Below are 11,815 nucleotides of genomic sequence, written 5' to 3'. Positions count from 1 at the left end.
ACTCGTTAAGCGCTTTTGGCCCGGTTTGCTATGTTGCGCAGATAACACCGATAACTCAGGGAATCACAATGAAAAAATTACTCATCAGCGGCATGGTGGCCGCGGCTATGCTTGGCTCACTGCATAATGCACTGGCGGAAACCGCGCCGAAAACTGTCAATATCGGCTATCAGAAAGCCAATATTTTCGCCCTGCTGAAATACCGCGGTACCCTTGATGCACAGTTCAAAAAACAGGGGATTGCCGTGCGCTGGGTCGAATTCCCGGCTGGCCCGCAGATGCTGGAAGGATTAAATATTGGCAGTATCGATCTGGCGGCGACCGGCGATGCGCCGCCGACTTTTGCCCAGGCTGCGCAGGCCGAACTGGTCTATCTCGCTCACTCGCCTGCTAACCCGAAAACCGAAGCGATTGTGGTGCCGGAGAATTCGCCAATTAAAAGCGTCGCCGATCTGAAAGGCAAACGGGTGGCGCTGAATAAAGGCTCGGATGTCAACTATCTGCTGGTCAGTGCGCTGGAAGATGCCGGACTCAGTTATAAAGATATTACCCCGGTCTATTTGCCGCCCGCCGATGCGCGCGCCGCTTTCCAGCGTGGTGCGGTGGATGCATGGGTGATCTGGGATCCTTACTACGCCGAAGTGGAAACCAACGCGAAAGCCAGACTGGTGAAAAATGCCGAAGGGTTAGTGCCGCATTACACCTTCTATCTTGCCAGTCGCAAGTTTGCTGATACTTATCCGCAGACCGCAAAACAGGTGGTGGATGAGCTGGGTACGCTAAGCGACTGGGCGAATAAAAACCCGCAAGCGGCGGCGAAAATCCTGTCGGATTCTACCGGTTTGCCACAACCTGTCTGGCAACGGGCACTGGCCAGAATGCCCTATGGCGCCGAGCGGATGACACCGGAAGTATTTAAGCAACAGCAGGCGCTGGCGGATAAATTTAGCCAAATCGGGCTGCTGCCGGTGAAAGTGGACGTCAGCAGCGCGACCTGGTCGCTGGATAAGAAGTAATAAAAACGGAGCCGCTGGCCTAATCATCGCTAATGCAAATGGATAACGCCTGTGACAGGCAACCGCAGGCGGACCATAGCACTGGCGATGAAGATTAGCCTCCCTAAGCACTCCGATACAATGCCATTTTCTGCCCAAATGTCCCCGGAATATGCGCCAGTAACTGGCGGGTATAGGCGGAAGAAGGCGTGGTGAAAATGGATGCCACCTCCCCCTGCTCAACCACTTTGCCCTGCTGCATAATCACCACATAATCTGATATCTGCCGTACCACCGCCAGGTCATGCGAAATAAACAGATAAGTCAGGCCATGTTCACGCTGTAAGCGATCGAGCAGGGCCAGGATCTGCGCCTGCACCGCCACATCCAGCGCGGAAACCGGCTCATCAAGAATCAGCAATTCAGGTGAGATGGCCAGCGCGCGCGCAATCGCCACTCGCTGGCGCTGGCCGCCGGAAAGCGCTGAAGGCCGCACGGTGAGCAAATTAACCGGTAACTCCACGGCCGCCAGCAGTTCCGCTGCGCGCTCACGCTGAGTCTGCTTATTGCCGAGACGAAACGCCCGTAACGGCTCGGTGATAATCGCTTCGAGGGTCATCTTCGGGTTTAACGACGCATAAGGGTTCTGATACACCATCTGCACCCGGCGGCGAAATTCTGCGCTGCGGCCAGCGGATAACAGCGTGCCATCAAACTCGATCTGTCCGCCATCCGGGTGTTCCAGTCCGGCGAGCATGCGTACCGTGGTCGATTTCCCCGATCCCGACTCGCCTGCCAGACTGGTGGTGCCGCCGCGTATTAGCGGAAAAGAGACCTGATCTACCGCGTTAAAGGTTGCGCCACCGGCTAAAACAAACTGTTTGCTTAGCTCTTTTACCTGCATCAGCGGCAACCCCGCATCGGGCGGCTGGCGGTAAGGCACGGTTAAAAAGGCCGGTGATGCTTCCAGCAGCAGACGGGTATAAGGATGACGGGTCTGACGCAGCAGACTGGCAGGCGTGCCGCTCTCGACCAGCTGGCCTTCATGCATCACCAGCACCCGGTCTGCCCGCTCAAGCGCCACATTCAGATCGTGGGTGATCAGAATCAGCGCAATATTTTTATTCGCCACTACCGCCGCCAGCGCATCCAGCACCTGTTTCTGCACGCTGACATCCAGCGCGCTGGTCGGTTCGTCGGCGATAATCAGTTGTGGCTGATGGCACATCGCCATCGCCAGCAGCACCCGCTGGCGCATCCCGCCGGAGAGCTGATGCGGATAGCTGGCCAGCACGCGCTGGCTGTCATTTAATCCGACCTCGGCCAGTAACGCGGGCAGACGCGCGGCGGCGATTTTTTTTGGCACATTATGCAGCGTCAGCGCTTCCTGCATCTGTTTCGCAATGGTCTGGATAGGATTAAGCGCCTGCGCCGGATCCTGCGGCACAAAACCGATATCCAGCCCGCGCAGCTGTTGCCACTGCCGCTGGCTGGCGTTTTCCAGCGCCTGACCATTAAACGCAATACTTCCTGCCCGCCGTAGCGCCTGACGGCTGAGTAAGCCCACCAGAGCCGCCGCAGTGGTTGATTTTCCAGAACCCGATCCACCGACCAGCGCCACCACCTCGCCGGGATTAACCCTGAAGCTGAGGGATTTCACCGCCTGCACGGCGCCGCCCTGCTTATGGCGGTAATCGATAGTCAGTTGATCAACCGCTAACAGCGCTGTGGTCATAAATCCTCCGCATAATCCTGAATAAATCCGGCTACCCGGTTGGTAGCCAGTACGGCCAGCACGATCATCATTCCTGGCAGCGTGGTGTACCACCAGGCGGCGGCGATATAGTTACGCCCTTCGGCAATCAGCAGTCCCCATTCCGGCTGCGGTGGCGGTGCGCCAAAACCAAGAAAACTCAGCGCCGAGACGGATAACAACGCAAAGCCCAGCTCCAGCGCCGCCAGCGACAGTACCGGCGCCAGCGCATGCGGCAGGATATGCTGGCGAATAATCGCCAGATGGCTGACGCCGCTGGCTCGGGCAGCTTCAACAAACAGATGGGTGCGGCTGCGCAGCACTTCACCACGTGACAGACGGGCAAAGGTGGCTACCGAAGAGAGACCCACCGCCACCGCAATATGCAGGGTGCCAAATCCCAGCACGGTGATAATCGCCATCGCCAGCAGCAAATTAGGCACCGCCATTAAAATATCGATAATGCGCATAAACAGGCTGTCGACCCTGCCGCCGATATAACCGGCCAGCACGCCAATTAACGAGCCGAGAAAAAAAGCGATAGCCACGGAAAAAATGGTTGCCTGTAGCGTCAGTGCGGTGCCATGCACGCTGCGGCTGTAAATATCGCGGCCGAGATGGTCGGTGCCAAACCAGTGGGCGGCAGAGGGAGCCTGTAACGCCTGTAAGGCCTCCCCGGCCAGCGGATCCTGATGGCTGAACCAGCCAGGAAACAGCGCCCATAACGCCACCATCAGCAACAGCGCAATACTCAGCCACAGGGTCAGCGCCAGTGGCCGACGCGGAGGTTTATCCAGCAACAGCAGGCTCATCGTTTTTCTCCTGCGCCAATGCGCGGATCCAGCAGTGGATAGAGCGCATCAGTGATAAAGTTGACCAGCACAAACACCACCGCCGTAGTCAGTACTACCCCCTGAACCACCGGAATATCCTGCGCAGAAACCGCCCCTTCGGCCAGCCGCCCGATGCCTTCACGGGAAAAGATGGTTTCAGTAATCACCGAGCCAGCCAGTAAATTGCCGAAAATCATGCCGGAGAGTGTCAGTAACGGGATCGCCGCATTCGGCAGCACATGGCGCCACAGCAGATGGGTATTGCCCGCGCCCTTCAGACGCAGTGCATCAATAAACGGCCGCCGCCACACTTCTGACAACGAGCGGTTCATCACCTGCGCAATCATCGCGGCGGTCGGCACCGCCAGCGCCAGCGTCGGTAACACCAGCGACTGCCAGCCCTGATTGCCCATCGCCGGAAACCATGGCAGGCTGAAGGAGAAAGCCTGCAACAACAGCAGCCCCAGCCAGAAGGTCGGTAAGGCGGCGCCGAGGGAAGGCAGCGCCAGCAGCGCCGATTTCACCCGCCCCGACGCCAGCAGACTAACGCCCGCCGCCAGTCCGCCGCCAATAATCAGTGCAGCCATCAGCGCACAGAGCGCCAGCAACAGCGTCGATGGCAGCGCCTGCCAGATTAGAGAGGTGACGTTGTCACCACTGATAATTGACTGCCCAAGATTGAGATGCAGCAGATCCCAGAACGCCAGCCCGTACTGCTGATAAACCGGTAAATCAAGATGATACTGCGCCTTTAGCGCCGCCACCTGCGCCGGATCAACCATACTCTGCTCGCCCTGATTCAGCATAATGGTGACCGGATCTGACGGCAGAATATACAGTACGGCAAAGGTCAGGCTCCACGCCGCCCACAACACGATAATGCCCTGCAATGCGCGCCGCCACACTCTGGCGATACCATAACGTGGCAGGCGGCCTGCTGACAGGGTGGCATCGACCATCAGATCACTCCTTTGGCTTCAGCCAGGTATCATACAGCTGGAAACGCGACGAGGCGTCGAAATGGAAACCCTGAACGTGCTGACCGGTGGCAATCACCGTCGCCAGCTCGACCAGCGGAATCGCATTACCCTGACCGATCAACAAATCCGCTGCCTGAGTAACATATTGCTGACGCTCGGTCTTATCGAGCGTTTCACTGGACTGCAACAACAGCTTGTCGACCTCCTGCGGCTGACGATGGTTAACATTGCGCCCTCTGGCATCAAAAACGGTGCGTAACACATCCGGGTCGGAACGGGTCAGATTATAAAACTCCACCGCCAGACTGCCGCTGGCCTGACGCGCGGATACCTGACTGATCGGCGCTTTTTCCAGCTGCATATCGATGCCCACCTTTTTCAGCTGCTGCTGCACCACCTCGATAAACGGCGCCGACTGCCAGTAGCTGATGCGGAAACTGAGTCGCTGACCGTCTTTGCTGCGAATACCATCCGCCCCCTTCTGCCAGCCATTCTCCTCCAGCAGCTTTTCGGCGGCCTGCGGGTCATATTTCAGTTCGCTGCTGCGGTCCTGATACAGCGGTGTGGTCTTCGCCAGTACCGAGGTCGCTGCGGACTGGTAGCGCGACAGCACCGGCTTGAGCGCCGGACGATCGATCGCCAGATTCAGCGCCTGACGCAGCGGCAACGAAGCCAGCAGCGGCGTCGACTGATTCGGGAACAGGCTGTAGACCAGCCCCGGATTGGTGCGTGCAATCAGGTTAATATTCTTCGCCAGCAGCAGCGCTTCATCCTGCGGTGTGACGCCAACATTCACGTCCAGCTGACCGGAAATCAGGCTGCCAAAACGCACGCCACTCTCCGGGATCACCCGATACTCGACACTCTCCAGATAGCTTTCGCCCTGATGGCTGGCCAGCGAGGAAGGCCACTGATAGCCATCACGTCGTGCCAGATCCACTTTCTGGTTATGCACAAACGACTTCAGCACAAAGGGACCGGTGCCGACCAGTTCCCCCTGGCAGCGCGCTTCGGCGCTGGCCGCCACCGTTTTGCCGGCAAAAAAGCCGAGGCTCATGGTGGAGGTCGCCTGTAAAAATTGCGCGTTGGGCTGACTGAAAGTCACCACCACGGTGTGATCGTCCGGGGTGTCGATCTGCTTCAGCCCTTTAAGATAAGTTGATGCCAGCGAGGCGCGGGCGCCGAGCTTAACAATCGCCTGAAAGTTATCTTTCACTGCCTGCGCATTAAACGGCGTACCGTCACTGAAACTGACGCCATCACGCAGGGTAAAGGTAAAGCGGCGATTGCCCTCCTCTGACTGCCATTTGGTGGCCAGCCATGGCACGATTTCACCGCTTTGCGGATCCTGATCGGTCAGTGAATCAGTCAGCTGGCGGCCAATATTCAGTGAGTTGTTATTGCCTGCCTGCTGCGGGTCAATGCAGTTTGGATCGGTATCAATCGCGATCAGCAGTTTGCCGCCGGATTGTGGCGTGGCCTGCGCCTGCGCCGGGGATTTGTCGCTGGCCTCAGGTTGATCGCAACCGGTCAGCGTTGCGGCAATCAGCAGGGCCAGCGTTGCAGTACGCATCATTTGCCGACCAGCACGGCAGTACGGCGTACTGGCTGCTCCTGCGCCGCATAGCGATTGGTTTTAAACGGAATATTAAGCCGTCCACGCAATGTGGTTTCGGTTGAAGGCCGCCAGTAACCGCGTGCGGCGAGGATCGGCAGCACATGCTCGGTAATATCCGCCAGCGCCTCGACCAGTACCGGTCCGCTGATAATAAAGCCGCTGGCGCCACCCTCTTCGACCCAGCGGATAAAGGTGTCGGCCACCTGCTCCGGGGTGCCGAAGAACTCGCCGCGCGGCAGCGTGGTTTCAAAGGCAATCTGGCGCAGCGTCAGTTGCTGCTCTCTGGCGCGCCGTTTAATGCTGTCGGTGGTGGAGCGGAAAGTATTTTGCCCCAGATCGCCGAGTTCCGGGAACGGGCCATCCAGCGGGTACTGGCTGAAATCATGGTGGTCAAAGAAGCGTCCCAGATAGGCCAGCGCATCATCCACTGACAGCAACGACAACAGATGCTGGTATTTCGCTTCGGCTTCTTCCGCCGTTTTACCGACGATCGGGCTGATTCCGGGGAAGATCCCCACCGCTTCACGGCCATTTTTCGCCACTTCCGCCTGCAGTTTAGCGGTATAGCTCTGCGCCTCTTCCAGCGTGCGGGCATTGGTAAACACCGCATCGGCTGATTTTCCCGCCAGGCCAATACCGGTATCAGAAGCGCCCGCCTGGAAGATCACTGGTTGTCCCTGCGCCGAACGCTGGATATTTAACGGCCCTTCCACCGCAAAGAATTTGCCCTGATGGTTCAGTTTGTGCAGCTTCGCCGCATCAAAGAACACCCCGCTGTCGCGGTCGCGTACAAAGGCGTCATCTTCCCAGGAATCCCACAATCCCTGCACTACGCCGATATACTCTTCGGCGATTTGATAACGCAGCGCATGCTCCGGGTGCTCTTTACCGAAATTACGCGACGATCCGGCCAGCGGTGAAGTGACCACATTCCAGCCCGCGCGGCCATTACTGATGTTATCCAGTGAAGCGAGCTGGCGGGCAACGGTAAAGGGATCGCTGTAAGAGGTGGAGATGGTGCCGGCGAGGCCAATACGGTCAGTGACCGCCGCCAGCGCCGACAGCAGCGCAATCGGCTCAAAGCGGTTCAGGAAATGCGGCAGTGACTTTTCATTGATATGCAGACCATCGGCGACAAACAGAAAATCAAACTGCGCCGATTCGGCGCGTTGCGCCAGTTCGGTGAAATAACGGAAGTTAACGCTGGCATCGGCCGGGGCTTTGCGGTGGCGCCATGAATTCATATGACCGCCCGCACCATGCAACATCAGACCGAGTTTAATATTGGCTTTGCTCATCGGGTTTCCTTACTTAAAGAGTGGGTTCTGCCGCCAGCTGGCGTAGCAGAGCGGCGGCCTTGATCTGGCCAATGCTTTGTTGTGGATCGAACAGTCCGGTGGAGAGGTAGGTCAGGCCGCTGTCGGCAAGGATCACTACCATGCGTTTGCCGGCATTTTCCGGGCGGCGGGCGATTTCACGCGCGGCATACAGCACCGCGCCGGAAGACTCACCCACCAGGATGCCGTCTGTCGCCGCCACTTCGCGCGCGGTCTGGATCGCCTGCCAGCTCTCGACGGCAAATGCCTCATCACAGAGCGTACGGTCCAGCGTCAGTGGCACCCGCTCCGGCAATACGCTGCTAAACGCATGCACCCCGGTGATTTCACGCGTCTCCGGGTTATCGTTATCAGGAATCGAGAACTCGCCCGGCTCCACGCCAATCAGCCGGATGGCCGGATTTTGCTGCTTCAGATAGCGCCCGACCCCCGACAACGTGCCGCCGGTGCCCACCGAGGCGATCAGCAGATCCAGCTGGCCGTCGGTCTGCTGCCAGATCTCCGGGCCGGTACTGTTGAAATGGGCGGCGGGATTGGCCGGGTTTTCCAGCTGACAGGTAAAGCAGATATTGGCTTCTTTCAGAATCACATTGTCCGCCAGCCAGCGCGCAGCGGCGACAAAATCGCCATCACTGTCGGCCATCACCTGCTCGAAACCCGGCACCTGACTGAAGGGAATAATTTCCGCACCAAAGGCGTTAAGGATGGCGAAGCGTTCAGCGCTGAGTTTGTCATGCAGGTAGACGCGAAACTTATAGCCTTTCGCCGCCGCAATCGCCGCGAGGCCAATACCGGTATTGCCGCTGGTGGTATCAACCAGCGTCATGCCTGGCTTTAATTTGCCGCTGCGCTCGGCCTCTTCAATCATCGCCAGCGCAATGCGATCTTTAATACTGTGATTGGGATTGAAATATTCCAGTTTGGCAACCAGCTCCGCATTCAGCTGAAATTGCTGGCTGAAGCGGCTCAGCCTTAATAGCGGCGTCTGACCAACCAGCTCAGTGATGCCGTTGTGAATTGTCATAGGATGCTCCGGAGTCTGTCAGGCGGTGGGGGCTTCTGCCCCAAGCAGATGCAGCGCCCGGGTGCGCAGCTGGATCAGCCGGGGATCGTCACGACGTCGCGGCCAGGGCAGCGTGACATCGATAGTTTCAATAATCCGTGCCGGGCGTGGGCTGAATATCACCACCCGACTGGCCATTAACAGCGCCTCTTCGACATCGTGGGTCACCATCAGCGTGCTGAACTGCTGTTCGCGCCATAGCGCCACTAACTCCTGCTGCATACGGATCCGCGTCAGGGAGTCGAGTTTGCCCAGCGGTTCATCAAGGATCAGCAGACGTGGATGATTGACCAGCGCCCTTGCCAGCGCCGCGCGTTGCGCCATGCCGCCAGACAGCTGATGCGGCCAGGCACTGGCAAACTGCGTCAGGCCGACTTTTGCGAGGATATCGTCAACCCGCTTGCGCCCTTCGCTGGTCAGTTTGCTGCGCGTCTCCAGCCCGAGGGCGACATTGCGCCACACGCTGCGCCACGGATAAAGCGTCGGATCCTGAAACACCACCACCCGACTGGGGTCCGGCCCCTGCAACGGCGCGCCGTCCTCAATAATCTCCCCGCTGCCGGGGCCTTCCAGACCGGCGACCAGCCGTAACAGCGTTGATTTGCCACAGCCCGATGGCCCCAGCAACGCAACGAACTCACCCGGCTCAACCGTCAGAGAAACATCATCCAGCACCGGCAGCGTTTTGCCCTGCAGATAAAACGCATGGCTGACATTATTAATATTGAGCGCCAGTCCGGTGGCGGGATTTATCGTTTCGGCCAGTGACATTATTCATCCTTTATTTGGCGGAGTTCTGGCTTAAATATTCCGCTTTAAATCCTGAAGGTAAATAAACAATTACGGCATAGTTAATCTGCAATCCGTATAAGCCGGGAGTGGAAATATTAATGCACTATTGTTATTTCCCCGCCAGATTGAAGCCTGTAACAGTTAAGGAATAATTCATCCAGCAGGGAGATCATCATGGCCGGGTATTCCGACTTTTCACGTCGTTCTTTTATACAAAAAATGGGGTTAATGGGCGCAGGACTAAGCCTCTCTTCCGCGCTGCCGGTCTGGGCGGCTGCACCTGACGGTCAGCTGACCACGGTAAAACTCGCCTGGGGGCAGACGGCAGTCTGTCAGGCACCGATTTCCGTGGCGCTGAAACAGGGGTTCTTTAAAAAATATGGCCTGAATGTGGAGCCGGTAAATTTTAGCGGCCCGACCGATGCGCTGTTGCAGGCGATCGCCACCGGTCAGGCCGATGGCGGCATTGGTATGGCGCTGCGCTGGCTGAAGCCGCTGGAACAGGGTTTTGATGTCGATCTGACCGTTGGCACCCATGGCGGCTGTATGCGTCTGCTGGCGCCAAAAGATTCCGGCATTAACAGTGTGCGCGACCTGGTGGGCAAAAGCGTGGCGGTGACTGACCAGGCCAGTCCGATCCGTAACTTCTTCGCTATTCAGTTAGCCAAACTCGGCATCGATCCGGATAAGCAGGTGAACTGGGTACAGTATCCGGCCGATCTGTTTGGTGAAGCGCTGCGTAAAGGTGAAGTGCAGGCGCTGGCTACCGACGATCCGCAAGGCTGGCTGATTAAACATCATGATGGTCTGGTCGAAGTTGATAACAATCTGAAGGGCGAATACGCCAACCTCACCTGCTGTGTGCTCGGCCTGCGCGGCTCGCTGGTGCGTGATAATCCCAAAGTCGCCCAGGCGATCAGTCAGGCGATTGTGGATGCGCAGCAGTGGACTGCCGACCATCCGGCGGAAACTGCCAAAATCTTCGCACCTTTTGTGCCGGGCCAGGTGCCGATCGACGATATCACCGCCATGCTCAGCGAACATACGCATCACCATCACTCCACCGGTGAGCAGCTGCGCAAAGAGGTGGCGCTGTATGTCAACGAACTGAAAATTATTAACGTCATCCGCCCTGATACTGATGCCCTGCGCTTTGCCGAGCACTATGTGCCGGATCTGTTACCGGCCACTCAGCATCATCATATGGCCTGATAAGGAGGCGTGATGTCCAGTGATACGCTTGAACGTCTGAATCCGGCCACCCGTCGCGCGACTGCTGCCCTGACGCCTGCGCTGCTGCTGGCGGTGGTTGCCTGGTGGGCGCTGGCGGCGCTAATGATTGTCTGGCCGGATAAACCGGTGGGCTTTGCGCCGCCGCGCTTTGTCAGCGAAACTCATCAGCTGTTTATTCTGCTCGCCGCGGCGCTAACTGTCGCAGCGCTGATCGGCAGAGTGCTGAGCTGGCGTCTGCTGCTGGAGCCATTGCAGCAGGCAGCGCGCTGGTTAGTTGCACTGGCGCTGCTGATTGGCCTGTGGGAAACAGTGACCGCCAAACTGGCGCTGCTGCCGGTGCCGTTCTTTGCGCCGCCGCGGGCGCTGGTTGAGGCTTATGCCACCGACTGGTTCCGTCTCGGCGACAGCGTGCTGAACTCGTTGCGCCTGCTGGCGCTGGGCTTTCTGTTTGGCAGTATCAGCGGTTTTGTTACCGGGGTGGCGATTGGCTGGTCACGCGGACTGGGCTACTGGGTGCATCCGGTGCTGCGCTTCCTCGGGCCGGTTCCCTCTACCGCCCTGTTGCCGCTGTCGCTCTATTTCTTTCCTTCCAGCTTCTCCGCCGCTATTTTCCTGATCGCGCTGGCGACCTGGTTCCCGGTGACAGTGCTGACCTGGTCTGGCGTCAGCAGCGTCGATAACCGCTATTACGATGTGGCCCGCACCCTTGGCGCCAGCAATCTGTTTCTGATTCTGCGCGTCGCGGTGCCCGCTTCATTACCGCATGTGTTCGTCGGTCTGTTTATGGGACTCGGCGCCTCATTTTCGGTGCTGGTCGCCGCAGAAATGATGGGGGTAAAGTCCGGGCTGGGCTGGTATCTGCAGTGGGCTCAGGGATGGGCGGCCTATGCCAATATGTATGGCGCGCTGATTGTGATGGCGCTGCTGTTCTCGTCACTGATTACACTGCTGTTTGCGGTACGGGATCGGCTGCTGAAATGGCAGCAAAACGCGGTTAAATGGTAGTTTCTGATGCCGGGTGGAACATCCACCCGCTTTTTTAGCTTCTGTCAACATTCTCTCTCCCCTCCCGCCCTCCCTGCGTTTTTGATTGACGCTTCCTGTTACAACAATCGTTAAAGCTTTTTGCCACGCGGGCGATAACGCTGAAATAAGCAATTTAATGTCCCCAATATCGTAGCAAATCGCGTAAGGCTCAGGGTTTCAGCCCT

10 protein-coding genes are annotated in these 11,815 nt (G+C 58.0%); 3 read left to right on the top strand and 7 right to left on the bottom strand.

Translation table 11 applies throughout. From position 1 onward, the window contains the following. Nucleotides 1-92 precede the first annotated feature (92 nt). Entirely contained in the window at nt 93-1,016 is a 924-nt protein-coding gene (locus N5923_RS19755) for a sulfonate ABC transporter substrate-binding protein (protein WP_267141876.1), read from the top strand. Between the two features lie 103 nt (nt 1,017-1,119). Here the strand turns inward: N5923_RS19755 and N5923_RS19750 are convergent, their stop codons facing one another. Genes N5923_RS19750 through N5923_RS19720 form a run of 7 tightly spaced genes read right to left on the bottom strand, consistent with a single transcriptional unit; the run spans nt 1,120 to nt 9,350 of the window. Next, nucleotides 1,120-2,730 (bottom strand): dipeptide ABC transporter ATP-binding protein, encoded by a 1,611-nt coding sequence (locus tag N5923_RS19750; RefSeq protein WP_267141865.1) that lies wholly within the window; start codon nt 2,728-2,730, stop codon nt 1,120-1,122. Further along, the gene (locus N5923_RS19745) at nt 2,727-3,560 is read right to left on the bottom strand and encodes an ABC transporter permease (protein ID WP_267141866.1); all 834 of its coding nucleotides are present in this window, start codon (nt 3,558-3,560) and stop codon (nt 2,727-2,729) included. Before N5923_RS19745 ends, N5923_RS19750 begins: the two co-directional genes overlap by 4 nt. Next, nucleotides 3,557-4,540, bottom strand: coding sequence for an ABC transporter permease (locus N5923_RS19740; RefSeq protein WP_267141867.1), 984 nt, complete (start codon nt 4,538-4,540; stop codon nt 3,557-3,559). Before N5923_RS19740 ends, N5923_RS19745 begins: the two co-directional genes overlap by 4 nt. 4 nt (nt 4,541-4,544) lie before the next feature. Next, nucleotides 4,545-6,137, bottom strand: coding sequence for an ABC transporter substrate-binding protein (locus tag N5923_RS19735; RefSeq protein ID WP_267141868.1), 1,593 nt, complete (start codon nt 6,135-6,137; stop codon nt 4,545-4,547). Beyond that, nucleotides 6,134-7,477, bottom strand: a complete 1,344-nt coding sequence (locus N5923_RS19730) for an LLM class flavin-dependent oxidoreductase (RefSeq protein ID WP_267141869.1) — start codon at nt 7,475-7,477, stop codon at nt 6,134-6,136. The genes N5923_RS19735 and N5923_RS19730 overlap by 4 nt, the downstream gene beginning before the upstream one ends. 13 nt (nt 7,478-7,490) lie before the next feature. Continuing rightward, nucleotides 7,491-8,540 (bottom strand): PLP-dependent cysteine synthase family protein, encoded by a 1,050-nt coding sequence (locus N5923_RS19725; RefSeq protein ID WP_267141870.1) that lies wholly within the window; start codon nt 8,538-8,540, stop codon nt 7,491-7,493. Between the two features lie 18 nt (nt 8,541-8,558). Beyond that, nucleotides 8,559-9,350, bottom strand: coding sequence for an ABC transporter ATP-binding protein (locus N5923_RS19720; RefSeq protein ID WP_267141871.1), 792 nt, complete (start codon nt 9,348-9,350; stop codon nt 8,559-8,561). A 195-nt stretch (nt 9,351-9,545) separates the two neighbouring features. Between N5923_RS19720 and N5923_RS19715 the strand changes: the two genes are divergently transcribed. Together N5923_RS19715 and N5923_RS19710 are read left to right on the top strand one after the other, a co-directional pair. Next, the gene (locus N5923_RS19715) at nt 9,546-10,583 is read left to right on the top strand and encodes an ABC transporter substrate-binding protein (RefSeq protein WP_267141872.1); all 1,038 of its coding nucleotides are present in this window, start codon (nt 9,546-9,548) and stop codon (nt 10,581-10,583) included. Nucleotides 10,584-10,595: 12 nt separating this feature from the next. After that, complete coding sequence (locus N5923_RS19710; protein ID WP_267145261.1) at nt 10,596-11,609, top strand: ABC transporter permease; 1,014 nt, start codon at nt 10,596-10,598, stop codon at nt 11,607-11,609. Nucleotides 11,610-11,815 lie beyond the last annotated feature (206 nt).

The sequence above is a fragment of the Winslowiella arboricola genome (genome assembly GCF_025527015.1).
Classification (GTDB): domain Bacteria; phylum Pseudomonadota; class Gammaproteobacteria; order Enterobacterales; family Enterobacteriaceae; genus Erwinia; species Erwinia arboricola.
This window is presented reverse-complemented; position numbering and strand designations above follow the sequence as displayed.